Origin of the sequence: Micromonospora sp. NPDC048986 (assembly GCF_040649335.1) — a bacterium.
Lineage (GTDB): Bacteria > Actinomycetota > Actinomycetes > Mycobacteriales > Micromonosporaceae > Micromonospora > Micromonospora alfalfae.
The window spans coordinates 100,885-125,952 of record NZ_JBEZFJ010000019.1; the positions used below are offsets into that span (position 1 = coordinate 100,885).

Annotated in this window: 25 protein-coding genes; 11 read left to right on the forward strand and 14 right to left on the reverse strand. The window is 69.7% G+C overall.

All coding sequences use genetic code 11. The features are described from left to right. Nucleotides 1-186 precede the first annotated feature (186 nt). A complete protein-coding gene (locus tag AB0B94_RS30185; protein ID WP_357288196.1) occupies nucleotides 187-600 on the reverse strand; it encodes a nuclear transport factor 2 family protein in 414 nt (137 codons plus the stop codon). A gap of 356 nt (nucleotides 601-956) precedes the next feature. Between AB0B94_RS30185 and AB0B94_RS30190 the strand changes: the two genes are divergently transcribed. From AB0B94_RS30190 to AB0B94_RS30205, 4 genes are read left to right on the forward strand one after another with little or no spacing between them, the layout of a single operon-like run. Beyond that, nucleotides 957-1,694 carry an ABC transporter ATP-binding protein gene (locus AB0B94_RS30190; protein ID WP_357288200.1) on the forward strand — a complete coding sequence of 246 codons (738 nt, stop codon included), beginning with the start codon at nucleotides 957-959 and terminating at the stop codon, nucleotides 1,692-1,694. Beyond that, nucleotides 1,691-3,031: an ABC transporter permease gene (locus tag AB0B94_RS30195; protein ID WP_357288204.1), complete on the forward strand. Its 1,341-nt coding sequence runs from the start codon at nucleotides 1,691-1,693 to the stop codon at nucleotides 3,029-3,031. The genes AB0B94_RS30190 and AB0B94_RS30195 overlap by 4 nt, the downstream gene beginning before the upstream one ends. After that, complete coding sequence (locus tag AB0B94_RS30200; RefSeq protein ID WP_357288207.1) at nucleotides 3,028-4,248, forward strand: sensor domain-containing protein; 1,221 nt, start codon at nucleotides 3,028-3,030, stop codon at nucleotides 4,246-4,248. The genes AB0B94_RS30195 and AB0B94_RS30200 overlap by 4 nt, the downstream gene beginning before the upstream one ends. After that, nucleotides 4,236-4,886, forward strand: a complete 651-nt coding sequence (locus AB0B94_RS30205; RefSeq protein WP_357288210.1) for a response regulator transcription factor — start codon at nucleotides 4,236-4,238, stop codon at nucleotides 4,884-4,886. The genes AB0B94_RS30200 and AB0B94_RS30205 overlap by 13 nt, the downstream gene beginning before the upstream one ends. A 43-nt stretch (nucleotides 4,887-4,929) precedes the next feature. On the opposite strand, the gene AB0B94_RS30210 is transcribed toward AB0B94_RS30205, so the two are convergent. The 3 genes from AB0B94_RS30210 to AB0B94_RS30220 form a co-directional block, all read right to left on the reverse strand. Further along, entirely contained in the window at nucleotides 4,930-5,217 is a 288-nt protein-coding gene (locus AB0B94_RS30210; RefSeq protein WP_357288214.1) for a hypothetical protein, read from the reverse strand. A gap of 189 nt (nucleotides 5,218-5,406) precedes the next feature. After that, nucleotides 5,407-6,579: a helix-turn-helix domain-containing protein gene (locus AB0B94_RS30215; RefSeq protein ID WP_357288217.1), complete on the reverse strand. Its 1,173-nt coding sequence runs from the start codon at nucleotides 6,577-6,579 to the stop codon at nucleotides 5,407-5,409. Then, a complete protein-coding gene (locus AB0B94_RS30220; RefSeq protein ID WP_357288220.1) occupies nucleotides 6,569-6,730 on the reverse strand; it encodes a hypothetical protein in 162 nt (53 codons plus the stop codon). The genes AB0B94_RS30215 and AB0B94_RS30220 overlap by 11 nt, the downstream gene beginning before the upstream one ends. A 139-nt stretch (nucleotides 6,731-6,869) precedes the next feature. Between AB0B94_RS30220 and AB0B94_RS30225 the strand changes: the two genes are divergently transcribed. Further along, nucleotides 6,870-7,622, forward strand: coding sequence for an XRE family transcriptional regulator (locus AB0B94_RS30225; protein WP_357288224.1), 753 nt, complete (start codon nucleotides 6,870-6,872; stop codon nucleotides 7,620-7,622). Nucleotides 7,623-7,706: 84 nt separating this feature from the next. On the opposite strand, the gene pip is transcribed toward AB0B94_RS30225, so the two are convergent. The 10 genes from pip to AB0B94_RS30275 all read right to left on the reverse strand — a co-directional run bounded on the left by pip (nucleotide 7,707) and on the right by AB0B94_RS30275 (nucleotide 17,239). Next, the gene (pip, locus tag AB0B94_RS30230) at nucleotides 7,707-8,660 is read right to left on the reverse strand and encodes a prolyl aminopeptidase (RefSeq protein ID WP_357288227.1); all 954 of its coding nucleotides are present in this window, start codon (nucleotides 8,658-8,660) and stop codon (nucleotides 7,707-7,709) included. A gap of 135 nt (nucleotides 8,661-8,795) precedes the next feature. Further along, complete coding sequence (locus tag AB0B94_RS30235) at nucleotides 8,796-9,176, reverse strand: VOC family protein (protein WP_357288230.1); 381 nt, start codon at nucleotides 9,174-9,176, stop codon at nucleotides 8,796-8,798. Next, the gene (locus tag AB0B94_RS30240; protein WP_357288233.1) at nucleotides 9,173-9,700 is read right to left on the reverse strand and encodes an SRPBCC domain-containing protein; all 528 of its coding nucleotides are present in this window, start codon (nucleotides 9,698-9,700) and stop codon (nucleotides 9,173-9,175) included. The genes AB0B94_RS30235 and AB0B94_RS30240 overlap by 4 nt, the downstream gene beginning before the upstream one ends. Then, nucleotides 9,697-10,014: a metalloregulator ArsR/SmtB family transcription factor gene (locus tag AB0B94_RS30245; protein ID WP_357288236.1), complete on the reverse strand. Its 318-nt coding sequence runs from the start codon at nucleotides 10,012-10,014 to the stop codon at nucleotides 9,697-9,699. Before AB0B94_RS30245 ends, AB0B94_RS30240 begins: the two co-directional genes overlap by 4 nt. A gap of 234 nt (nucleotides 10,015-10,248) precedes the next feature. Beyond that, a complete protein-coding gene (locus AB0B94_RS30250) occupies nucleotides 10,249-11,118 on the reverse strand; it encodes an AraC family transcriptional regulator (protein ID WP_357288239.1) in 870 nt (289 codons plus the stop codon). 157 nt (nucleotides 11,119-11,275) lie between these two features. Further along, entirely contained in the window at nucleotides 11,276-13,018 is a 1,743-nt protein-coding gene (locus AB0B94_RS30255) for an ABC transporter substrate-binding protein (RefSeq protein ID WP_357288242.1), read from the reverse strand. Nucleotides 13,019-13,174: 156 nt separating this feature from the next. Continuing rightward, nucleotides 13,175-14,161, reverse strand: coding sequence for an ABC transporter permease (locus AB0B94_RS30260; RefSeq protein ID WP_091406222.1), 987 nt, complete (start codon nucleotides 14,159-14,161; stop codon nucleotides 13,175-13,177). Nucleotides 14,162-14,172: 11 nt separating this feature from the next. Beyond that, the gene (locus AB0B94_RS30265; protein WP_357288247.1) at nucleotides 14,173-15,180 is read right to left on the reverse strand and encodes an ABC transporter permease; all 1,008 of its coding nucleotides are present in this window, start codon (nucleotides 15,178-15,180) and stop codon (nucleotides 14,173-14,175) included. Beyond that, nucleotides 15,177-16,178 carry a dipeptide ABC transporter ATP-binding protein gene (locus AB0B94_RS30270; protein ID WP_357288250.1) on the reverse strand — a complete coding sequence of 334 codons (1,002 nt, stop codon included), beginning with the start codon at nucleotides 16,176-16,178 and terminating at the stop codon, nucleotides 15,177-15,179. Before AB0B94_RS30270 ends, AB0B94_RS30265 begins: the two co-directional genes overlap by 4 nt. Then, complete coding sequence (locus tag AB0B94_RS30275; protein WP_357288280.1) at nucleotides 16,175-17,239, reverse strand: ABC transporter ATP-binding protein; 1,065 nt, start codon at nucleotides 17,237-17,239, stop codon at nucleotides 16,175-16,177. Before AB0B94_RS30275 ends, AB0B94_RS30270 begins: the two co-directional genes overlap by 4 nt. A gap of 277 nt (nucleotides 17,240-17,516) precedes the next feature. Here AB0B94_RS30275 and AB0B94_RS30280 point away from each other — a divergent pair, with 277 nt between their 5' ends. The 6 genes from AB0B94_RS30280 to AB0B94_RS30305 all read left to right on the forward strand — a co-directional run bounded on the left by AB0B94_RS30280 (nucleotide 17,517) and on the right by AB0B94_RS30305 (nucleotide 24,993). Then, on the forward strand, nucleotides 17,517-18,065 hold the full coding sequence (locus tag AB0B94_RS30280) for a Uma2 family endonuclease (RefSeq protein WP_357288255.1): 549 nt from the start codon (nucleotides 17,517-17,519) through the stop codon (nucleotides 18,063-18,065). A 32-nt stretch (nucleotides 18,066-18,097) separates the two neighbouring features. Continuing rightward, a complete protein-coding gene (locus tag AB0B94_RS30285) occupies nucleotides 18,098-19,534 on the forward strand; it encodes a TldD/PmbA family protein (protein WP_357288258.1) in 1,437 nt (478 codons plus the stop codon). A 20-nt stretch (nucleotides 19,535-19,554) separates the two neighbouring features. Continuing rightward, nucleotides 19,555-20,937, forward strand: coding sequence for a metallopeptidase TldD-related protein (locus AB0B94_RS30290; protein ID WP_357288284.1), 1,383 nt, complete (start codon nucleotides 19,555-19,557; stop codon nucleotides 20,935-20,937). A 244-nt stretch (nucleotides 20,938-21,181) separates the two neighbouring features. Beyond that, entirely contained in the window at nucleotides 21,182-21,988 is an 807-nt protein-coding gene (locus tag AB0B94_RS30295) for a hypothetical protein (protein ID WP_112583731.1), read from the forward strand. Nucleotides 21,989-22,000: 12 nt separating this feature from the next. Beyond that, nucleotides 22,001-23,929: a fumarate reductase/succinate dehydrogenase flavoprotein subunit gene (locus AB0B94_RS30300; protein WP_238668268.1), complete on the forward strand. Its 1,929-nt coding sequence runs from the start codon at nucleotides 22,001-22,003 to the stop codon at nucleotides 23,927-23,929. Then, nucleotides 23,926-24,993: a succinate dehydrogenase/fumarate reductase iron-sulfur subunit gene (locus AB0B94_RS30305; protein ID WP_238668269.1), complete on the forward strand. Its 1,068-nt coding sequence runs from the start codon at nucleotides 23,926-23,928 to the stop codon at nucleotides 24,991-24,993. The genes AB0B94_RS30300 and AB0B94_RS30305 overlap by 4 nt, the downstream gene beginning before the upstream one ends. The last annotated feature ends 75 nt before the right edge of the window (nucleotides 24,994-25,068 follow it).

The window sequence follows — 25,068 nt, forward strand, 5'->3', positions numbered from 1 at the left end:
AAAGGACGGTACCCGTCGACGATTGAGGCTGCGGGATGCGGCCGAAGGACGGTGCCGAGAGCGAGCCGGATACCGAAGAACTCGGCGTTGGGCGGGACCGGCGCAACAGTCGCCCTGGTCTCCGGCCCACGCAGGCGGCCGAGGGAAGCACCAGGTAGGCGCATGCTCGTGGCGACAAGCTGACGATCACCAACGTTCCACGAGGTGTTTCCGGCCCGGCGGCGGCTCGTACGGTTCGGGCCAGTAGTCGATGATCTTGCTGATCAGCCCATGCTCGGACATCTCCAGCCAGACGCACGCGTCCTGCTGTTCGTCACCGACGCGAACGTCGAGCAACACTGCAGCGAGGCGGCCGTCGGCGATCACCCGACGCGGCCGCAGGTGCCAGTCGCCCGGATACTCGGTGTTGAACCGCAGGAACGCGTTCTTGCCGCGAATGCGCTCCCGAGTCTGCGGCATCTCGTAGACCACATCACCGGCGAGCAGGGCGGCCAACCCGGACCAGTCGCGGCGCTCCAAAAGATCAATGTAGGCGTGGGCGGCCCGCCGGGCCGTCGAGGTGTCGTCCACGACGCGGACCCTAGCCTCCGCCAGCGACAACCTTGGCAAGCCCGGAGGGCCGTGAATCTTGGACACTCTCCGTCAGCGCGGAACGGAAACTGTCCAAGATCTCCTCTTGCGCACAGCGACACGTGATGGTGATCTTGGCAAATACGCCGCCGCGGCCTCCGAGGTGACCGGCGTCGCCGCCGGTCTGCACGCCACGGACTCGCCGATCCCGCTCCGGGTCGCCGACGTGCACCCCTTCGCCCACGCGGCGGCCGCCCACGAGCGGCCGGCCGGCCCAAGGCGGCGTGCGCGTCGTGGACAGACTCACGGGCGGGACGGATAACCGCACCCCTACCGTGCGGGCCACCCTGATGTCCGTATCGCCGCCGCCGCCGAGGCTGGAACGCATGGACAACGTGGTGGAACTCGACGGGGTGACCCGCAGCTACGGCTCGCGCCGCCGGCCCGTCGCCGCTCTTCGCAGCGTCTCAGTCGCGGTGGCGGCCGGCACGTTCGTGGCAGTGATGGGCGCGACCGGATCGGGCAAGAGCACGCTGTTGCAGTGCGCGGCCGGGCTGGACCGGCCGACGACGGGCCGGGTGCGGCTGGTCGGCCGGGACGTCACGCGGATGCGCGAAGGCGCGCTGACCCGGCTGCGCCGCGACCGGGTGGGTTTCGTCTTCCAGTCGTACAACCTGCTGTCCGAGCTGACGGTGCGGCAGAACGTGCTGCTGCCCCGCCGGTTGGGTGGTCCGCGTCCGCGTCCGCTCGACGAGGTGCTGGCCGAGGTCGGGCTGTCCGGGCTTGCTGGCCGGTCGGTCGGTGAGTTGTCCGGTGGCCAGCGTCAGCGGGTCGCCATTGCCCGGGCGTTGGCTGGCCGTCCCGCCGTGGTGTTCGCGGATGAGCCCACCGGGGCGTTGGACCCGACCACCGGTGGGCAGGTTCTGCAGTTGTTTCGCAACGGGGTGGACCGGGACGGGGTGACTGTGGTGATGGTCACCCACGACCCGATGGCAGCGGCCTGGAGCGACAGGCTCATCCTGCTGCGCGACGGCGAGGTGGTGGCGGACGGCCCGACGCCCGATCCGACAAGCATCGCCCAGCGGCTGGCCGCCACCGCGTCTGACCCGGTGGTGGCCCGGTGAACGCGGGGCTGACCAGGCAGGCGTTGCGCAAGCAGCCGTGGGCCTTCGCTGGACCATTCGTCACGCAGTGCCTGGCCGCCGCGCTGGTGTCCGGAGCGCTCGGCGCCGATTCATCGATGTCCGGCGCGCGGTTGGACCCGGCCGCGCGGCAGGCGCTGACCGAGAGCGGGATCCCCGAGATGGCGGTGCTGTTCGTGGTGGTGTCGGTGTACCTGACCGCGTTGATCGTTGGGTTGACCATGACGTCGTCGATCGCCCGGCAGGGTCGGGACATCGCGCTGGTGCGGGCGATCGGTGCCACTCCCGCGCTGGTGCGCCGCGCGGTGGCTGTCCAGGCCGCTGCGGTGGCAGTGCCGGCGACAGTGCTCGGGGTGCCGCTCGGCGCCCTGCTCGCCCACGCCTGGTTGGCGGGGCTCACCGGGCACGGGGTGATCCCGCCCGGCGTGACGTTCCACAGTTCGGCCGCGGCGTTGCCCGCCGCGTTGGGCATCACCGTCGGGGCGTCGCTGGTTGGTGCGCTGGTCGCCGCGGTGCGCCCGGCGCGAGTACGCCCCGCCGCCGCACTGGCCGAGACGGCCGTCGCGCGCCGCCAGGTCAGCTTCGTGCGTACCGCGATCGGGGTGGTGCTGGTGGCTGGCGGCGTGGTGCTGTCGATCCTGATCGCGAAGGGCGACCCGGCCAAGGCCGACGGGTCGAGCTTCTTCACGATGCTGGCGATGTGCGTCGGGGCCGGCTTCCTCGGCCCGGTTCTGCTGCGGCTGGTCGCACCGCTGGCGCGACTGTTCGGGGGCACCGGGGCGCTGGCCGCGGAGAACCTCGCGGTGCGATCCAAGGCGCTGTCCGGCGCCCTGGTACCGCTGGTTCTCGCGATCGCGTTCGCCATGGTGAAGGTGGTCACGCACACCACGTCCGTACATGTGCGCGCAATGCCCGACCCACCGGCGCAGGTGTGGACGGAGTATTCCGGCACTGCCGTCTACGTGGCCTTCGCCGCGGTAGCCGCGGTGAACACGCTGGTGACCGTGTTGTTGGCCCGGCGCCGGGAGCTTGCGGTGACCCGGCTGGTCGGCGCGAGCCGGATGCGGGCGCTGGCCGTGGTCGTCTGCGAAGCCCTGACGGTGACGGTGACGGCGATGGCCGTGGGTACGGTGGTCGCGATGGTCACAGTGGTGCCGATGCTGCACGGCATGCTGGGCACGTGGATGCCGTACCTGCCGAGCGGGCAGCTTATCGTCGGCCTGGCCGCGGTGATCGGTCTGGTCCTGCTGGGCACCGTGGTGCCGGCGGTGGTCGCGATGCGCCGCCCGGCGGTCGAGTCGCTGGTCGTGGACCCGTGAGATCGGTCGTCGGCACGGTCCTGCGCGCGCCGCTGGCCGCCCGTACCTGGCGTGAGGTCGGATACGCGGTCACCGGCGCGGTACTGGCCGTGCCGACGTTCGCGCTGGCGCTGCTGGGATTGGTGTTCTCCGCGCTGTCGCTGCTGACGATCGGGCTGCCGCTACTGACCGGTGTGCTGGTGCTGGCCCGGCTGACAGTGCGGTACTTCCGTGGGCCGGCCCGGCTCTTCCTCGGCTGGAGCTGGCCGAACCCGCCGCCCGTACGCCGCGGCGGGTCGGGCCCGGTGCGTTGGGCCGCCGCGGTGCTCACCGACGCCAGCGGTTGGAAGGCCCTCGCGTACTGCTTCGCCCGGCTGCCGCTGATGGCGGCGGCCGGCTACCTCGGCGGGGTCCTCATCGTCGGTGGGCTGCTAGGGATCACCTATCCCGCCTGGATGCACCGGTTTCCGCAGGATCCGCCGTGGGGTGGTCCCTGGGGTCTGGCCGCGCAGGGGTTGGCGGCGCTGCTGGTGTTTCCGTGGTACTTCCGGCTCATCGTGTGGCTGGACCGGCGGTTGGTGGGGGCGCTGTTGGAGCCGGGCCCGGAGCGAGCCCGGATAGCGGCGCTGGAGGCCAGCCGGGCCGCGCTGCGGGCGGACGCGGCGGCGCTGCTGCGGCGGGTGGAGCGGGACCTGCACGACGGCACGCAGGCCCGGCTGGTCGCGCTGGGCGTGGCGCTGTCGCGCATCGAGCGGCGAGCCGGCGAACCGGAGCTGCGGACCATGGTGGCGCAGGCCCAGGGCGCGGTGGTGGAGGCGCTTACCGAGCTGCGGGACATCGTGCGGGGCATTCACCCGCCCGTGCTGGACGCCGGCCTGAGCACCGCTATCGAGACGCTGGCCGCGCGCAGCGCGGTGCCCGTCGACGCACACGTGGACCTGCCCCGGCGGCCAACGCCCGACATGGAGTCCGCGCTCTATTTCAGCGCCGCCGAACTGCTCACCAACGTGGCGAAGCACGCCCGGTCCACCCGGATCCGGCTGGACCTTCGGGCGCTGGGTGGCGTGCTCCGCCTGACCGTCACCGACGACGGACGCGGCGGTGCAGTGCCGGGAAGCAAGGGTACGGGTCTGGCGGGGCTGGCCCGGCGGGCCGAGTCGCTGGACGGCGCGCTGCGGGTGGACAGCCCGCCCGGCGGGCCGACGACTATCACAGTGGAGTTGCCGTGCGAGTGGTGATCGCCGAGGACAACCCGTTGCTGCGCGACGGGATCAGATTGTTGCTGACCGATCACGGCATCACCGTGATGTCGGCTGTGGACAACGGAGACGACCTGCTGGCAGCGATCGGCGAGCACCGGCCGGACGCGGCGGTGGTCGACGTGCGGATGCCACCGACCTTCACCGACGAAGGCCTGCGGGCGGCACTGGCGATCCGGGCGGCGTACCCGGAGATCAGCGTGCTGGTCTTCTCACAGTGGGTGGAGACCCGGTACGCGCGACAACTGATCGCCGAGCACCCCGGGCGGGTCGGGTACCTGTTGAAGGACCGCATCGTCAGCACCGACGACTTCGTCGACGCGCTGCGCAGGGTGGCCGCCGGCGGGACAGCGCTGGACCCGGAGGTGGTGCGGCAGTTGCTGGCGGCCCCGGCGGTGGACGCGGGCGTCGCCCGCCTCAGCGAGCGGGAACGAGAGGTCCTGGGGATGCTGGCCGAGGGCCGGTCCAACGCTGCCATCTGCGAGTCGCTGCACCTCGCCGCACGCAGCGTGGAGAAGCACGTGACAGCCATCTTCACCAAGCTGGACCTACCCCAGGCGCGGACCGACCACCGGCGGGTGCTCGCCGTGCTGCGCTACCTGAACGCGGCGCGCTGAAACCCACCGGGAGTGCAAACTCCGGCCAGCACCCGGTAAGGGGCTAAACCCAGGGCGGGGTGTATCGGCCGACGTAGGCGCGAGCGCGGGGGCGTGGATCTCGCCAGTACTGGTTTGGCATGCGGTGACGGTGCTCCTCGCAAAATTCGGCGAGGCTCCCTGCGATCTTGAGGCGCTTCAGCGGTTGCCCTTCGAAGTCGGTGTTGACCGCTAGCAGTTGCGGCTCGGGACTCCAGCCCGAGTGGTCAAACGCCCAGCCGTTCCAGGTCGCGTAGGTGTGAAAGACCTGCCGCTCGCGCGTGAGGAAAACCGCGGTGATCTCGATGGACATGCCTGGATGGGAATCCCGGCAGACCCAGGCGAGGATGTGACACGCTCCGGCAGCGAAGAAGGCCTGGTCCGTCCGTTCCCATGCGACCCGCTGGTCTGATCGCTCGATTGGCGTCCGTCGAAACGCTCCCGCTGCTTTGGCTGCCACAGCCCCGCACGCTAGTGGACCGATGTCCATTGACCGTCATGCTCACAGCACCCCGAGGCCGATGGCGAGCTGCGTGATCGTCGGTGGGGCACCCGGGTCGCGGGCGACCTGGGCGACCACGTCCCGCACGGCTGGCCGGTCGCGGACCTCGGCGGGCGCCATGCGCTCGGCCCGCAACAGGAGCCGCGCCGCGTTGGCGAGGTCATCCATGTGGAGGTGTGCGCGCGCCGCATCGATCAGGTGCGCGGCGCGGTGCTCGACCGGCAGCCACCGCCACCCGTCCCGCTCGATCGCCTTCTCGTGCCGGGTGGCCGCCTGGGGCCCGTCACCCAACTCCACGGCGGCAGCGACCCATGCCAGTTCGACGGCCGTCGGCCCGAACGCCGTCCGGTGATGGTCGTGACCGTCGCCCACCTGAGCGGCCAGCTTGGCGGCCTCGTCCAACAGCTCACCGACCATCCGATCATCACCGGCCCTGGCCGCGATCAGCGCGGCCTGCACGAGCAACGATCCCCGCAGCGACATCTCCTCCGGCGTGCCCGGGGCGATCTGGGAAGCGGCGGCGAGGATCACCGGCCCTGCCCGAGCCGATGCCCGCAACACCTGGCCAAGCTGCACCGCCGCGCAGCCCAACAACACCCGGTCACCAGCGGCGGCGGACATCGCCCGATCAGCCACCAACCAGGCGAGGCTCCCCTCGTCCAGCTTGACCAGGAGCGCCGCCGTCACCCGATACGCCTCGACCACCGCCGTCCGTCCGGCCTCCGGGTCCTGCGCGTGGGCGCGATGCACTTCGGTCACCACAGTGGGCAGCAGCTCGACCAGACGCGGGTACCGGGCGTGCTGGAAGGTCATCCACGCATGCCGCACCTCCCGAGCCAACCGATCGGGCGACATCACGTCACGGTCCGCCAGACGATTGAAAGCCATTGGGTACGCCGACAGCGCCGCCCGAATCCGCGCGACGCCCTCGCGACGCTCGACAACCCCGGCGGGCTGGACATCACGGCCAAGCAGGGCTGCGGGATCGACCCGCAGCACCGCGGCGATCTCCCGGATGGTCGACACCCGCTCCAGGGAACGGACCCCACGCTCGACCTTGTCCACCCAGCTCTTCGACTTCCCCAACCGATCCGCGAACGACTGCTGCGACAACCTCCGCCGTACCCGCAGGTATGCGACCCGCCGACCGATCGGCACCGGATCACGGCTCACCACGCCACCGCCGATCCGACACCGCCCGAGTCGTCTCCTGCACCGGTATCCGTTCGGCCTCGGCCTGCGCGAGCAACCGGCGTTTGGCTTCTTCCCGTTCGGCCGCATCAATCTGCTCGCCCCGGCTGACCGGCTCGTCAGAACTGGGCATCATCACCTCCGCTGCTGGCGCGCACTGGCAGGCGTCGCGTTGTCGTCCACAGTGACGCCGATCCGTCGTCAGGCGCGACGGCACTGAATGCGACAACACGGGCACTTTGATGGCGACATTAAGGCGACACATCGCTATTGTGGCGAACATGAATGCCCCGAACACCGCCCTACGCGCGGTCCGCACCGGGATGCGCATGAGCCAGGACGACTTCGCCCGCGCGCTCCAGGCCGCCGGCCGCCGCGTCGGCGAGCCCAACGACGCCAACAAGAGACTCGTCCAGCGCTGGGAGTCTGGCGCGATCGCCGCACCGCGGCCCGTGTACGCCCGCGCCCTGGAGGTCGTCACCGGCCTGCCGGTCTCGCTGCTCGGCTTCGCCGCGATACCCAATGGCCAGGTCGTCGATGACCAGCACGGCGGCCACGACCTGACCTCGCCCATGTCCAATCTGGCCACGCCAACGCCCAAGCCACTCGCGGTCCACGCGTCGTACGAGGGCGTCTGGCTCAGCCGCTACCAATACCACTCCAGTGGCCGGGGAGAATCATTCGCCGGGCAGCACTTCGTGGTCGTGCTCCAGCACGGCGACCGACTGACCGTGCGCAGCCTGCCAGGCTCGGCGGCATCGTCGCTGTCAATGGATCTCACCGTGGACGGTGCCGTGGTCACCGGCACCTGGGTGGAGCAGACCGACCCCGCTGGCTACTACCGGGGAGCCCGGTACCACGGCGCAATCCAGCTACTGGTGGAGCCCACCGGCCGGCGGATGGCCGGGAAATGGGTCGGGTTCGGCAAGGACATGGACGTCAACACCGGCCCCTGGGAGCTGACATTTCGGGATGCGTCCACGTCCAAGGCGACACTCGACAACTACAACACCTCGCCCGAGTAGAAGTTTCACCGACTGGTCCGCAGTTGGCTCTGCGGATGGCGTAGTACGGATTCGCAGTCAACAGGCTTTTACGTCGGCTCAAGATCACATTGGCGCGAGGAACTCGTTGGTGGCTTCGATGAGCAGGCTGCGGGTGCCTGGTTCGGAGCCGCTGTGGCCGGCGTCCTCCACGATGTGGAACTTCGCCTCAGGCCAGACCCGATGCAGGTCCCAGGCTTGGTTCGGCGGCGTCTTGATGTCGTAACGGCCGTTCACGATGACAGTCGGGATGTGTCGAATGCGGTCGACGCCCGCCAGGAGACCTTCCGGCGGGAGGAAGCCGCCGTTGCTGATGTAGTGGTGTGTGATGCGGGCGAACGCCAGCAGGCTGCTGTCGTCGATGACTGGCGGCGGCATCGGCAGCAGGGTGTTGGCCGAGAGCTCCCAGCTCATCCAGGCGCGGGCCGCCGGGCCGTGGACCGCGGGGTCGGGGTCGGAAATGCGGCGGCCATAGGCGCCGACAAGGTCGTCCTGTTCCGTCACGGGGATCGCGGCACAGAATGCCGCCCACTCGGCGGGAAAAAGGTGCGCCGCGCCCGCCGGGGTGAACGACCAGGCCTCGTCCGACCTGCGAACCAGCCACACGCCACGGAGCACGAGTTCGGTGACCCGCTCGGGATGGGCCTGGGCGTAGGCCAGGCCGAGGGTGCTGCCCCAACTGCCGCCGAGGACGAGCCAACGCTCGATTCCCAGGTGCTCGCGTAGCCGTTCGATGTCCGCCACCAGGTGCGGGGTGGTGTTGTGTTCCAGTGACGTCTTCGGGTCGCCCGCGAAGGGCCGGCTGCGACCGCAGTTTCGCTGGTCGAACAGCACGACCCGGTAACCGGACGGGTCGAAGTACCGCCGATTGTCCGGAAGCAGGCCACCGCCGGGACCGCCGTGCAGAAACACCGCGGGTTTGCCGTCGGGATTTCCGCAGAGTTCCCAGTAGAGCTCATTACCGTGGCCGACGCCGAGCATCCCGGAGTCGTACGGCTCGATGGGCGGATACCAGTCCATCATTCAACCCCCGTGGATCTTCATCGTGGATACGTCCTCGATACCGCGCTGCCGGTGTGTCCCTGGTCGGCGGTCTCGCGGGCAGCGCCGGCAAGTTGGTCCGCGCCTGGACAACAGATGCCCGAGCGAGCTGAGTCAGTCGCCGACTCTCGGCGCCCCCCACGTGGACAGGCAGAACGGATGCCCGGCCGGGTCGGCGTACACGAAGCAGTGGTCCGCGTTGGGCTGATGCTCGAATCGGGTAGCGCCGGCCGCCAGCACGCGCGCTCCGGTCGCCTCCAGGTCGTCGACGAGGAACTCCAGGTGCATCTGCATCCCCACCTCGCCATCCGGCCAGGTGGGGGGCCGGTAGTCGGCGATCTGCTGGAAACCGATGTCACCGTTCGGCCCTTCTACGAGCGCCCAGGACTCGTCACCCTTCGCGACCCCGCCGGTGATCTCGGCGTAGAACCGTGCGAGCGCGATCGCGTCGGGCGCATTGACAGTCGTCAAACTAAGCCTGATCAGGTCCGTCATCGAACGATCTCCATCCGCTGGTAGGCCGGCGTGAGCTCTTCCCAGCGCTCCTCCCATCCGCGCGCTCTGACATCGGAGCTCCAGCCCCCCGGATGGACCGGGCCGTCGACCTCCAGCGACCGACCGAGATCATCAAGGTGGACCCGCCAACCAGAGGCGTGGAACGGGAGATGCCCTATCGGCAGGCCGCGCTCCTCGACCACCAGCCGGGTCTTACAGCCCTCCTCGGTCAGCCACGCCTCGATCTGCCCCTCGTCGTCCGTACCCGGCTTCGTCGTCAGCAGCAGGTGGTGGGGCGCATCGCACACCTCGATGCGCGCCGGACCGGTCCAACTGCTCGTGAAGACGGCCTGGATGGTGCCGCCGACCCGCATGTCGCCATCGACCCGGGCCATCCAGCGGGCCAGCCGCTCGGGCGTGGTGCACGCCTGCCAGAGGTCGCGGATGTCCGTGTCGTAGAGGTCCTCGACCCGGATTGCTCCGCGGGTCCCGTCGATCGTTCGCATCGTCGCGATCGTGGTCATCCTCGCGCCTTCTTTCCTCGTGCGATCTCGGTGTGAAGAGCGCCGAGTCGGTTCTCCCAGAGCCTGCGGTACTCCCCCAGCCACTCGTCGACCTCGACGAGCGCCTCCGGGCGGAGGGTGTAGATCCGGCGCTGCGCGTCCTGGCGTACGTCGACAAGCCCGGCTTCCCGCAGCACGCGGAGATGCCGGGACACGCCCGGGCGAGCGATCGGGAGGGCCTCGGCCAGCTCTCCTGCACTCGCCGGGCGGTCGCGGAGAATATCGAGAACCGTGCGCCGACTCTCGTCTGCCAGCGCGTGCAACACGGCGTCCATGCCGGATAATGTAACCATGTGGGTACGTATCCACAAGGTTACATTCAGCACCTCTCATGCCGCAGGTCGTAGCCGATCGACAGAAACAGCAGGGCCCCTCCCGACGACGCTGCCGGAAGGGACCCTGCTGACCTGCGGTGTGCCTTACGGCTTGACGTGCGCGTTCACGAGCCATCGCCGACCGGAGGGCAACGAGTTCTATCTCCTCACCCCGGCCTGGCCCTGGGTCTCACGTCACGCCGGCTCGATGGGCAGCCACAGTTCGCAGGTCGCGGTGCTGAAGTCGTCAGCGCGTTCGAGGATGGCAACCATCGAGGGGCCCGGCCGCAGCCGCCACGGGTTGGACGGGAACCACTCGCTCGCGGTCGCCGCCCAGGTGTTCTGCAGCGCCTGCGGATGGGGTCCGCTGGTACGAAACACCGCCCACTGGCCGGCCGGCACCTCAATGGCGTCCAGGTCGTCGGGGACCGGCGCGTCCCGGGACATCGCAACCCCGTGCAGGTACGTCAGTTCGGTGCCCTCGGTGGCCTCGGCGTCGACGTCGTCGCTGACCTGTAGCAGCCCCGAGGGCTCGGTGTCGCTGAGCGACTTGAGCCGGAGGTGCTCCTGCGGCGGCAGCCCGGTGATGTGCTGCTGGATGTGTGGGTTGATGCCGTGGTGGATGAGCGGGACCCGGGTGGCGTGTCCGACGAGCCGGAACGCAGGGCGGTCGACGATGCGGGTGTCCATGGGGGTGCTCCCTTCGACGATCAGGCGGAACCTGAGCTGCGGTTGTGTGCGAAGGGGACCTCCATCGCGGCGTACGTCACCGGGGCTGGCACCGTGGACCGCCCGGAACGCACGTCCGAACGCCTCGGTCGAGCCGTATCCGTGCCGCACGGCGATGCTCAGCAGATCGTCCTCGCCCCGAACGACGTCGGCGGCGGCGACGGTCATGCGGCGTCGGCGCACGTACTCGGACAGCGGCATGCCGGCCAACGAGGAGAACATCCGGCGCAGGTGGTACTCGGTCGTGCCGAGCGTCCTGGCCACTCCGGCGACGTCGAACTCCTCGGTGAGGTGCTCTTCGAGCAGGTCGACGAGCTTGTTGAGTGCCGCGATCACGAGGCCTCCTTTCGACGTCAAGCCTGACCGAAAGACCCTGCCCCTCACCCGACCGTAGCGGTCCGATCCGATCAGGTGCCCGGCTTCCCAAACGACGACAGGGGCCCCCTCCCGACGGCGTTGTCGGGAGGGGACCCCTGGATGTGTGCGGTGTGACTTACGGCTTGACGTGCGCGTTCACGAACGACGGGTAGCCGAAGACGCTGGAGATGAAGATCCCGCCCGCCTTGGACCCGTGCACGTTGTAGGCCACGTCGACGAAGAGCGGCACCACCGGCGCGTGCTCCTTCATGATCCGCTCGTCGAGCTTGGCCCACTCCGGGCCCTGCTCGGCTGCGGGCAGCGCCGAGATGCGGTCCATCTCGGTGTTGATCGCCGGGTCGTTGAAGTAGGCCTGGTTGCTGTTGCCCTCGGCCTTGATGGTGCGGCCGTCGTAGAGCACCGGCAGGATCGAGGCCCCGCTGGGCCAGTCCGCCGCCCAGTTACCGATGTACAGGTCCCAGGGGTTGTCCTTCTTCTTGATCTCGTCGAGCTTCGCGTCGTCGGAGATGTTCCGCAGCGTGATCTTGAAGCCGGCCCGCTCCAGGTTCGCCTTGAGCTGGGCGCCCTGCTGCTGCTCGGTGGAGTTGTCGGCGACGCCGAGGACCAGCTCTGGCGTCTTCCCGCCGAGCAGTTCCTTGGCCTTGTCGAGGTTGCCGTTGGCCCCCGCCGGGTACGCGTCGTACGCCTTGTAGCCGATGGTGGCCGGCGGCATCAGCGTGGTCAGCGGCGCGGCGACGGTCTGCCCGCCCATCGCCTTGATGAAGCCCTCGCGGTCGATGGCGTAGTTGAGCGCCTGACGGATCTTCAGGTCGGTGACCCGCTGGTTGTTGATGACCAGCTGGTTGGCGCTCGGGGTCGGCGAGAGGATGCTGCGCGACTTGAGCGTGGCGTCCCCGGCCACCTTGGCGACCAGCGAGGCGGGCACGGTGTTGAAGGCGAGCGCGCTCTGGTCGGCGCCGTTGTCGGCGATCACGCGGTTGTTGGCGGCGTCGGCGGTCGGGCCGAAGCTCCAGACGAACTGGTCCGGGTACTGGTGCCGGACCGGGTCGGTGTTCGGGTCCCAGTTGGGGTTGCGGTCCAGGGTGATCTGCACGCCGACCTGGTTCTTGGCGACCTTGTACGGGCCGGACGAGAACGGCTGCTTGTCGAGGTCGACGCCGGTGTCCTTGTCGGCCGGCAGCGGCGCGGTGGTCGGCAGCGAGACGGCGAACGGCAGGTCACAGCGGGGCTTGGCGAACTCGAAGCGCAGCGTCTTCGCGTCCGGCGTGCTCAGGCCGGGCGGCAGCGACGTCTTGTTCTTCTTGAAGTCCCACTTCGTGTCGAACTGCGCGGTGTCGGCCAGCCACTCCTGGATGTAGGTCGGGCCGCCGGACAGGTCCGGGTCGAAGGACCGGGCGATGCCGTACGCGATCTCCTTGGAGGTGATCGGCCGGCCGTCCTCGAACTTCACCCCGTCCTTGACGGTGAATTCCCAGACCTTGCAGTCGTTGTTGACGTTCTTGCCCGGCGTCTCGGCCAGGTCGCCCACCAGGACCAGACCGCCCTTGCCGTCGTCCTTCCAGGTGGTCAGGTAGCGGGCGAAGAGCGGGTTGGCCATCAGACCGGCGAACGAGTACGTCCGCTGCGGGTCGAGGTGGGAGATCGGCGACTCCCTGATGATGGTGAAGGTGCCGCCCTTCGCGGCGCCGCTCACCTCGGCCGCTGGCCCCCGCGAGTCCTTGGGGTCGGTAGCGATGACCCCGGTCTGCTGCCGTTCGGTGTCGACAGTGGTGCCCTCGCCCGTGTTCTTCGAGCACGCACCCAATGCCACAACCAGGGCGATCGCGCCGCCTGCGGCAGCCACCACGCGTGGTCTCATGAAGTACCCCCTTCACCCATGTGCCGTGCGATTTCGTCGGGGCGAGAACCGCCGACGTCCCGAGGATCGTAAGGAAGAAAACCTTCGAGTTGTGTAACAGTTGTCGATAACTTCCGCCACAGCCCAGCCACCAGCCACACCCTGGACATCGACAGGTCAGCGCAGCCGCACCCGCGGGTCGATGGCCGCGTAGAGCAGGTCCACCAGCACGTTCGCCAACACCACGAAGACCGCTGCGATCAGCACGGTGGCCATGATTGTGGGCAGATCACCCGAGCGCACCGCGTCCACCGCCGTACGCCCCAACCCCTGGATGCCGAACGTCGTCTCGGTGATCACCGTCCCGCCCAGCGCCCCGCCCACGTCCAACCCGGCGATGGTCACCACCGGGGTGATCGCCGCGCGCAGCGCGTGTCGCCCGTACACCTTGGGTTTGGCCAGGCCCTTGGCCCGCGCGGTCCGGACGAAGTCCTCCGACAGCGTCTCCAACATCTGCGCCCGCGACAACCGGGCGTAGATGGCCGAGAAGAGGAAGGCCAGCGCCACCCAGGCCAGCACCAGCCCGCTGGCCCACTTCGCCGGGTTGTCGAAGATGGAGGTGTAGCTCGGCACCGGCAGCAGCCGCAGGTTGTAGACGAACACCAGCAGCAGCACCGCGCCCACGAAGTACAGCTGCAACGACGCTCCGGTCAGCGAGAAGCCGATGGCCAGCCGGTCCAGCCAGGTGCCCCGACGCAGCGCCGACACCATGCCGAGCCCCACACCGAGCAGCAACCAGAGAATGGCCGCCGGGATCACGATGCTCAGCGTCACCGGCAGCACCCTGGCGATGGTGTCCGACACAGCCTCGTTGGTGACGTACGACCAGCCCAGGCAGGGTGCGTCGCACCGGCCGCCCTGGGCGCTGCCCAGGTCACGACCGGTCACGATGCCCTTCATGTAACCGGCGTACTGGCTGATCAGCGGGTCGTTCAGGCCCAGGTCGTCGCGGACCCGCTCCAGCCGCTCCGGGTTGCAGTTCTTCGAGCAGATGCTGCTGACCGGGTCGCGCGGCAGGGCGAAGAACATCAGGAAGGTCAACACGCTCACCGCGAAGAGGGTCAGCGTGGCGGAGAAGAGTCGCTTGAGCAGAAATCGCGCCATGATTTTGACCCCTACCGGGACGACTTCGGGTCGAGCGCGTCCCGCAACGCGTCGCCGAAGAGGTTGAAGGCGAACACCAGCGCGAAGATCGTGATGCCCGGGAAGAACACGTACGCCGGGTCGGTCTGGAGGAAGTCCAGACTGCGGTAGATCATTCGGCCGAAGCTCGGCGTCTCGTCGCTGAGGCCGACGCCGATGAACGACAGCGCCGCCTCGCTGGTGATGAACTGCGGCACCGCCAGGGAGAACGACACCAGGATCGGCGCCCAGATGTTCGGCAGCAGTTGCCGGAAGAGCATGTGCCCCAGCCCGGCCCCGCTGGCCCGGGCCGCCTCCACGAACTCCCGCTCGCGTAACGCGATCACCTGACCCCGGACCAGTCGGGCGGTGCTGGTCCAGCCGAAGATGGCGAAGACGGCGATCAGCACGCCCACCCCGAAGGCGGACGACACCTGCCCCCGCTCGCCGTAGAAGCGCAGCGTGATGGTGGGCGTGAGCGCCAGCGCGATGATCAGGAAGGGCATGGCCAGGGTCAGGTCGGTGATCCAGTTGATCACCGCGTCGAGCCAGCCGCCGAGGTAGCCGGCGAGCGCGCCCAGCACGATCCCGATCGTCGCGGTGATCAGGGCCGCCGCGAACGCGATGAACAGCGAGGTCCGCAGGCCGTAGATCAGCCGGATGAAGATGTCCCGGCCCAGCCCCGGCTCCAGACCGAACCAGTGCTCGCCGCTGACCCCGCCGGCGTACCCCAGCGGCATGCCGAAGCCGTCCAGCATGTTCTGGAACTGCTCCCGCGGCCCGATCCCGTAGACCATCTCGATCAGCGGGGCGGCCAACCCCAACAACAGGAAGAACACCAGGAGTACGCCGCTGACCATCGCCGTCCGGTCGCGGCGCAGCCGCAGCCAGGCGAGCTGACCGGGCGAACGGCCGACGACGCCAGTGGTCGCGGCTGCGCCCTCGTCGCCACCGGACTCGATCTCGGCCAGCGCCACACCCTCCACCGGGGACAGGCTCACGACGGCACCTCCTCGAAGATCGGAGCCGCCACCTCGGGGAAGTGACACGCCGTGGCCTGCCGGCCACCGTCGCGCGGGACCAGCGCCGGCTCCTCGGTGGCGCAGATGTCCTGCGCCTTCCAGCAACGGGTACGGAACCGGCAGCCCGAGGGCGGATCCAGCGGAGTGGGCACGTCACCGGTCAGCCGGATCCGACCCGCCGGGCCGAGCTGGGTGACGTCCGGGATCGCCGAGAGCAACGCCCTGGTGTACGGGTGCTGCGGGCGCTCGTAGATGTCCGCCCGGTCGCCGATCTCCACGATCCGACCCAGGTACATGACGGCGACCCGCTGGCAGAAGTGCCGGACCACTGCCAGGTCGTGCGCGATGAACACGAAGGCCAGGCCAAGTTCGCGTTGCAGGTCACGCAGCAGGTTGACGACCTGCGCCTGGATCGAGACGTCCAGCGCGCTCACCGGCTCGTCCGCCACGATCAGCTTCGGCCGCAGGGCCAGCGCGCGGGCGATGCCGATGCGCTGGCGCTGACCACCGGAGAACTCGTGCGGGTACCTGTTGTAGTGCTCCGGATTCAGTCCGACCAGCTCCAGCAACTCCTGCACCCGGGCCTTGATCCCACCCGGCGGCTTGATCCCGTTGACCTGTAGCGGCATCGCCACGATCCGACCCACCGTGTGCCGAGGGTTCAGCGAGGCGTACGGGTCCTGGAAGATGATCTGGAGTTCCTGGCGCAGCGGGCGCAACTCCCGGCGGCCGGCGTGCGTGATGTCCCGCCCGTCGAACTCGATGCTGCCGCTCGTCGGCTCCAGCAGCCGCACCAGCATCCGACCGGTGGTGGTCTTGCCGCAGCCCGACTCCCCCACCAGGCCGAGCGTCTCGCCGGGGCGCACGTCGAAGTCGAGCCCGTCCACCGCCCGCACCAGACCGGTGGCGCGCAGCCCCTGGCGTACCGGAAAGTGCTTGCTCAGGCCGCGTACCCGCAGCAGTGGTTCATCGGTCATCGGGCCACCCCCACGGATGCGATGTCCTCGGCGTAGAACGTGGCCCGCTCCTCGGCGCTCAGGTGACAGGCGACCAGGTGGCCGGCCGGATCGCCGTGCCCCGCCGGGCGCAGCTCGGGCACCTCGGTGCGGGAGCGGCTGCCCGCGCGGTCCGCGTACCGGCAGCGGGGGTGGAACGCGCAGCCCGGCGGCAGGTTGATCAGGCTGGGCGGGTTGCCGGGAATGGGCACCAGGTCCGCGTCCGCGTCGCCGTGCAGCGACGGCACGCTGGAGAGCAACCCCCAGGTGTACGGATGCTGCGGCGCCCGGAGCACCTGCTCGACGCTGCCCCGCTCGACGGCCCGCCCGCCGTACATGACCAGCACGTCGTCGGCGACCTGGCCGACCACGCCGAGGTCATGGGTGATCAGGATGATCGCTGAGTGGAACTCGGCCTGGAGGTCGGCGAGCAGGTCCAGGATCTGCGCCTGGACGGTGACGTCCAGCGCGGTGGTCGGCTCGTCGGCGATCAGCAGTGCCGGGTCGTTGACCAGGGACATCGCGATCATCGCCCGCTGGCGCATGCCGCCGGAGAACTCGTGCGGGTACTGGTCGAAGCGACGCGCCGGCTGCGGAATGCCGACCCGGTCCAGCATGTCGACCGCCCGCTGGCGGGCCTCGCGCCGGTTGGCCTTCGGGTGGTGCAACCGGTACGCCTCGGCGATCTGCCGGCCCACCGTGTAGTACGGGTGCAGCGCCGACAGCGGATCCTGGAAGATCATCGCCATGTCCCGGCCGCGCAGCCGGCGTACCTCCTCGTCTGGAAGGCCGACCACCTGCCGGCCACCCACGGAGATCTCCCCGGTGATGGTGGTCCGTTTCGGGTCGTGCAGGCCGAGGATGGCCAGCGAGGTGACGCTCTTGCCGGAGCCGGACTCACCGACGATGCCGAGGGTGCGGCCCCGCTCGACGGCGAACGACACCCCGTCGACCGCGCGCACCACGCCGTCCTCGGTGTCGAACCGGACCCGAAGATCATGCACGCGCAGGTAGGCGTCCTGGTCGGAGCGCTGTGCCGGCACGGCGGGACGGTCGTCCGGGTCGCCGGACGGCGAGGGTTCCGAGCTGTCCACGGCCACCTCCCTCAGTGACGAAGGGAACTTACAGGAAAGTCCCGAGGGTGAAAATAAGCTACAAAGTCGGCACGTGTCAGCGGGCCAGAGCGTAACGAGTCGGCATCGGCCCTGAACACCCCTCACCTCGCCATCCACGGCTGTTCATGGCTCTGATCGCACGTCAAGTGCGATCATTGGTCCCGCAACAAGCACAGGATGCCCGTGGCATGAGGTGGAGGTGACGATGACCGCGGCGGTGTTCAACCACGAAGGCCCGTGGACCGAAGAGGAGTACCTCGCCCTCGGCGAGACGCAGCAACGCGTCGAACTCTTCGACGGGAGCCTCCACGTGACCCCAGCCCCCACCCCCCGACACCAGAACATCTCCGGCGAACTGCGCGCGGTCCTACGGGCCCCGGCTCGCGAGGCCGGTCTGCACGTGCTGGAAGCGGTGAACGTCCGACTCAGGCCCGGCCGGATCCCCATCCCCGACCTCGTGATCACGGGCCCGATCGACTTCGACGAACTCAACGTCGAAGCGGGTGACGTGCGGCTGGTGTGCGAGATCATCTCGCCGAGCAACGCGTCGACGGACAAGGTGCTCAAGATGCACTACTACGCCTCTGCCGGGATCGAGTGGTACCTGCTGGTGGAGCAGGCGAATGGAACGCTGCACCTTTACCGGCGGCGGGGCGGCCACTACATCGAGCAGTCCGTGACGGGGCCGGGCGACCTGCTGGTGCTCACCGAGCCGGTGAAGGCCACCATCCGGCCGGAGGATCTCGTCCCCTGACGGGTGTCGGTCGGCTGGCCTACTGTCGGTTCATGACCGAGTTCGACGCGGCCACCGCCGCCGTCCAGGCCGCCCTCGACGCGGGCGCCCGGTACGCCGACGCCCGGGTGATGCACCGCCGCTACGAGTCGATGACCGCGCGCAACGGTGACGTGGAAGAGCTGACCCAGGACGAGAGCATCGGGCTCGGGGTCCGGGCGTTGGTGGGGGCGAGCTGGGGTTTCCACGCCGTACCCGATCTGTCGGACGCCGCCGCCCGCGACGCCGGCCGGCGCGCGACGCGGACCGCCATGGCGAGCGCGCGGGTGCCGGGCCCTTCGGTCGACCTGGTGCCGGTCGAGGCGGTCACCGCGAGCTGGGCCTCCGGCTGCCAGATCGACCCGCTCGGGGTGCCCCTGTCGGACAAGGGCGACCTGCTCGTCGACGCGACCCGCACGATGGCCGAGCACGGCGCGGACCTGGCCGAGGGCCTTTACCAGATCTGGGACACCGCGAAGTGGTTCGTCTCCAGCGAGGGCCACCGGATCGACCAGCGCATCCGCGAGTGCGGCGGCGGCATCTCGGCCACCTCGATCGGTGACGGCGAGACGCAGCGGCGGTCCTGGCCGAGCTACCGGGGCCAGTACGGCACCACCGGGTGGGAGCTTGTCGAGTCGCTGGACCTGGCCGCGCACGCCGCGCAGATCGCCGAGGAGTCCCGGGCGCTGCTCACCGCGCCGCTCTGTCCGGCCGGCGAGACGGATCTGATCCTCGGTGGCGAGCAGTTGGCCCTCCAGATCCACGAATCGGTCGGGCACGCCATCGAGCTGGACCGGATCCTCGGCTGGGAGGCGGCGTTCGCCGGCACGTCCTGGCTGGACCTGGCCCAGCTCGGCTCCCTGCGCTACGGCTCGGAGCTGATGAACATCACCATCGACCCGACCATCCCGGGAGCGCTGGGCAGCTTCGGCTTCGACGACGAGGGGTCCCCGGCGGTCAAGCGGGACGCGGTCCGGGACGGCCGCTGGGTGGGTGTGCTCGCCGGCCGGGATTCCGCAGCGATGGCCAGCCTCGACTACGGCGGCAGCGTACGGGCCGACGGGTGGGCCCGGCTGCCGATGGTGCGGATGACGAACGTCGGCCTGGAGCCCGGCCCACACACGCTGGACGAGATCATCGCGGCCACCGACGACGGCGTGTTGATGGATCTCAACCGGTCCTGGTCGATCGACGACAAGCGGCTCAACTTCCAGTTCGGCTGCGAGGTCGGCTGGGAGATCAAGAAGGGGCGGCGGGGGCGGATGCTGCGCAACCCCACGTACACCGGGATCGGCCCGTTGTTCTGGCGCTCGATGGACATGCTCTCCGGCGAGACGGTCTCCTGGGGGACACCCAACTGCGGCAAGGGCCAACCCGGCCAGGTCGGGCACACCGGGCACCCGGCCGCGCCGGCCCGGTTCCGCAACGTCCGCGTGGGGGTGTCAGCGTGAGCGCGAGGAGTGAGGTCGAGCTGGCGGGGCAGGTCGTGGAGTTGGTCCGCCGTCTTGGCGGACCGGGCGCGCAGGCCGAGGCGGTGGTGACGCGGGCGGACCTGGCGCTGACCCGGTTCGCCAACTCGGGCATCCACCAGAACGTCTCCGAGTCCACTGTCGGGGTTCGGCTGCGGGTGCACGTCGACGGTCGGACGGCCGCCGGTGGCGGCAGCGTGGTCACCGCCGACGGGTTGTCCGCCCTGGTGGAGCGCACCCTGGCCGCAGCCCGGCTCTGCCCGCCCGACGCCGGTTGGCCGGGGCTGACCCCGCCCACGCCCACACCGGACGCCCCGCCAGTCGACGAGGCCACCGCGCACGCCGAGCCGGATCAGCGGGCCGATCGGGTGGGGGCGTTCGTGGCCGCCGCCGGGGGCCTCAGCACCGCCGGTTACTGCCGCACCGCGCACCGCTCGTCGGCGTTCGCGAACTCGGCCGGGCACTCGGCGTACGGCCGCTCGGTGGAGGCGGCGATGGACGGCATCGCCCGCCGCGACGGCGTGGACGGGGTGGCCCGGCGCAGCGCCGACAGGCTGTCCGACCTCGACGGCGCCGAGTTGGGCGCGCAGGCGGCCGCGAAGGCACAGGCGGCGGCCGACCCGGTCGAGCTGCCGCCGGGGCACTACGAGGTGGTGTTCGAGCCGGCCGCCGTGGCTGACCTGCTGCAAAACTTGTCCTTCTACGGCTTCAACGGCAAGCGGTACGCCGAGCGGCAGTCGTTCGCCGAGCCGGGCGTAGCCCAGTTCGACAGGGCGGTGACAGTGGTGGACGACCCGTTGGGCGGGTCCGGGTTGCCGTTCGACGCGGAGGGCACCGGTCGACGGGCGTTGACGCTGGTCGAGGCGGGCACCACCCGGGCGGTGGCGCACGACCGCCGGACCGCCACCGAGGCCGGTGCGGAGTCCACCGGGCACGCGGTAGCGGGCGGCGCCACCTGGGGCCCGATGCCCCGCAACCTGCGGTTGACCGGCGCGGCGGCGGGTCCGGCCAGCGCGGTGGGCCGGAGCACCACCGGCGCGGCGGCCGGGGCGGTCGTCGACGCGGACACCGCCGCGTTGGTGGCCGGCGTACGCCGGGGCCTGCTGGTCACCGACCTCTGGTACACCCGTGTGCTCGACCCGAAGAGCCTCGTCGTCACCGGGTTGACCCGCAACGGCGTCTGGTTGATCGAGGACGGCACTGTGGTCCGGGCGGTCCGTGACCTGCGGTTCACCGAGTCGTACCCGCGGGCGCTCGGGCCGGGGGCGGTGCTCGGGCTGGGGGCGCGGGCGGTGCGCCAACCGGACCGGGTGGACGGTGCCTGGTGGGCGGCGCCGTCGCTGCGGCTGGCTTCCTGGCACTTCACCGGAGGAGCCTCCGGCTGACGTTCCCGATTCTGCGCGCCAACCGGCGCGTCGAGGGCTTTTCCGCAGGCCAGACACACGGGACACTCCCTTGCGCGGACGGCTCGCGGAGATCGGCGTAACGTGTGTCACTTAGCTGCGTCGGTCGATCCGGCGTGGTCGTTGGTGTGCGCATGACGTGGCAGCGGGTGCGGGTTCGCCGGTCCGCGTGCCGACCGGAGAGAGACCAGCCCGCCCGTACGGGCCCGTCGAGGAGACGACTCGAATGACTTCAACGGCAACGAGGCCGAGGGGGGCGCGGGCGCGCGCCGCCATCGCGGCGAAGACGTTGCGTACCGACCGATGGTGGTTCGCCCCGCTGATCACCGTGATCGGGCTCAGCGCCTGGGTCGCGTACGCGACGGTCCGGGTCTTCATGCACAAGTGGTACTGGGTGGACCAGTTCCACTACCTGACCCCGTTCTACTCCCCGTGTGTGACCGACCGGTGTGTCGAGGAAGCCTCGCACTTCGGCCGGTTCCTGCCCGGCTGGTGGATCATCCCGGACGCCGCGCTGACCCTGCCGTTCCTGCTGCTGTTCCGGCTCACCTGCTACTACTACCGCAAGGCGTACTACCGGTCGTTCTGGCTGTCGCCGCCGGCCTGCGCCGTCCCGGACGGGCACAAGGAGTACGGCGGTGAGACCCGTTTCCCGCTGCTCGGGCAGAACCTGCACCGCTACTTCTTCTACGCCGCCGCGATCATCTCGCTGATCAACACCTGGGACGCGATACTCGCCTTCCACTCGCCGAAGGGCTTCGGCTTCGGGCTGGGCAACATCATCCTGCTGCTCAACGTGGTGATGCTCTGGGCGTACACGATCTCGTGCCACTCCTGCCGGCACATCATCGGTGGCCGGCTCAAGCACTTCTCCAAGCACCCGGTGCGGTACAAGGCCTGGACGTTCGTCTCGGCGTTGAACGTCCGGCACATGCAGCTCGCCTGGATCACCCTCGGCACCCTGGCGCTGGCCGACTTCTACATCATGGCGCTTGCGGCCGGCTGGTTCTCCGACCTGCGGTTCATCAACTAAAGGGCCCCTGACATGACCACAACCACTCGCATCGAACGACACCACTACGACGTCGTCGTCATCGGGGCCGGCGGCGCCGGTCTGCGCGCGGCGATCGAGGCCCGGCTGGCCGGCAAGAAGACCGCGATCATCTCCAAGTCGCTGTTCGGCAAGGCGCACACGGTGATGGCCGAGGGCGGCGCCGCCGCCGCGATGGGCAATGTGAACAGCCGGGACAACTGGCAGGTGCACTTCCGCGACACCATGCGCGGCGGCAAGTTCCTCAACAACTTCCGGATGGCCGAGCTGCACGCGAAGGAGTCGCCGCAGCGGATCTGGGAGCTGGAGACGTACGGTGCGCTCTTCGACCGCACCAAGGACGGCAAGATCTCGCAGCGCAACTTCGGTGGCCACGAGTACCCGCGCCTGGCGCACGTGGGCGACCGGACCGGCCTGGAGCTGATCCGCACCCTCCAGCAGAAGATCGTCTCGCTCCAGCAGGAGGACCAGCGGGAGTTCGGCTCGTACGACGCCCGGATCAGGGTGTTCTCCGAGACGACAATCACCGAGCTGCTGCTCGACGGTGACCGGGTGGCCGGCGCGTTCGGCTACTACCGCGAGTCGGGCGAGTTCATCCTCTTCGAGGCGCCGGCGGTCGTGCTGGCCACCGGCGGCGTCGGGCGCTCCTACAAGGTGACCTCGAACTCCTGGGAGTACACCGGGGACGGGCACGCGCTGGCGCTGCGGGCCGGGGCGACGCTGATCAACATGGAGTTCCTCCAGTTCCACCCGACCGGCATGGTCTGGCCGCCCTCGGTGAAGGGCATCCTGGTCACCGAGTCGGTGCGTGGTGACGGCGGCGTCCTGAAGAACTCCGACGGCAAGCGGTTCATGTTCGACTACGTCCCCGACGTCTTCCGCAAGCAGTACGCGGAGACCGAGGAGGAGGCGGACCGCTGGTACACCGACCCGGACAACAACCGACGCCCGCCGGAGCTGCTGCCCCGCGACGAGGTCGCCCGCGCCATCAACAGCGAGGTCAAGGCCGGCCGGGGCTCCCCCGCCGGTGGCGTCTTCCTGGACATCGCGAGCCGACGGTCGGCCGACGAGATCCGCCGCCGGCTGCCGTCGATGTACCACCAGTTCAAGGAGCTGGCCGACGTCGACATCACTGCCGAGCCGATGGAGGTGGGCCCGACCTGCCACTACGTGATGGGCGGCGTCGAGGTTGACCCGGATTCGGGTGCCGCCTTCGGCCACGTACGCGGGCTGTTCGCCGCCGGTGAGGTCTCCGGTGGCATGCACGGCTCGAACCGACTCGGTGGTAACTCCCTGTCCGACCTGCTGGTCTTCGGCAAGCGGGCGGGCGGGCACGCGGCCAGCTACGCCGACGGGCTGACCGCCCGGCCGAAGGTGGCGGTGGACGAGGTCGAGGCGGCGGTGGAGACCGCCCTCGCGCCGCTGCAACGTGACACCGGCGAGAACCCGTACACCCTTCAGCAGGACCTCCAGGCGGTCATGGGTGACCTGGTGGGCATCATCCGCCGGGAGGGTGAGCTGGCCGACGCGCTGGTCCGGCTCGCCGAGCTGCGTGAGCGGGTGGCCAAGGTGAGCGCTGCCGGCGGCCGACGCTACAACCCGGGCTGGCACCTGGCCCTGGATCTGCGCAACATGCTGGTGGTCTCGGAGTGCACAGCGAAGGCGGCGCTGGAGCGGCAGGAGTCGCGCGGCGGGCACACCCGGGAGGACTACCCGGCGATGGAGCCGAAGTGGCGGCAGGTCAACCTGGTCTGCGCGCTGGACGGCGACACTGTGCAACTGACCCGCAAGCCGCTGCCGAAGATGCGGCCGGAGCTGATCGGCCTCTTCGACCGGGCCGAGCTGGCCAAGTACCTCACCGACGAGGAGCTCGCCGACTTCGACGCCCTCGTCGCCGACGCTGGAGAGGCGGACAACCGATGAGCGGGAAGCGTCAGTTCCGGATCTGGCGGGGCGACGAGAGCGGCGGTGACCTCCAGGACTACATGGTGGAGGTGAACGAGGGCGAGGTCGTCCTCGACGTCATCCACCGCCTGCAGGCCACCGACGCGCCCGACCTGGCCTGCCGGTGGAACTGCAAGGCCGGCAAGTGCGGCTCCTGCTCGATGGAGATCAACGGCAAGCCGCGGCTGGGTTGCATGACCCGGATGTCGACCTTCGGCGACGACGAGACAGTCACTGTCACCCCGCTGCGCACCTTCCCGGTCATCCGGGATCTGGTCACCGACGTCTCGTTCAACTACGAGAAGGCACGGGAGACCCCGGCGTTCGCCCCTCCGGCGGACGTGGCTCCGGGTGACTACCGGATGCAGCAGGTCGACGTGGAACGCTCGCAGGAGTTCCGCAAGTGCATCGAGTGCTTCCTGTGCCAGACGGTCTGCCACGTGATCCGCGATCACGAGGAGAACAAGCAGGCGTTCTCCGGCCCGCGGTACTTCATCCGCGCGGCCGAGCTGGACATGCACCCGCTGGACGCCCGGACCGACCGCAAGGAGTACGCGCAGGCCGAACAGGGCCTCGGCTTCTGCAACATCACCAAGTGCTGCACCGAGGTCTGCCCCGAGCACATCAAGATCACTGATAACGGGATCATCCCCATGAAGGAACGGGTCGTCGACCGCAGGTACGATCCCCTTGTGTGGCTTGGTAGCAAGATCTTCCGTCGGGGCGAGACGCCCCAGACCAGCGTGACCACCGCCCGTCAGGGCTCGGCGAGTTCGTCGGGCGCGACCAGGGCCGGGGTCCACTCGCACGCGGGCGGCTCGCACGACAAGCGGGCCGAGGCGCAGGCGCAGAGTGGCGTCAACTGGGACCGGGAGGTGCCGCACCCGACCGCTCCGGCGGTCGACGACAGGGGCAAGCTGCCGCTGACCGAGCTCACCTTCGACCGGGCCGCCGCGCCGTCGCCGTTCGGCGACGACGTGACCTTCCCGCTGCCTCCGGAGCACCTCAACTTCGCTCACCCGGAGCAGGACAACAAGCACTGATCACCTGAACGACAACGGGGGCCGTGGCAACCGCCACGGCCCCCGCCCCATTTCCCAACCATGCCCGTTCGTCGC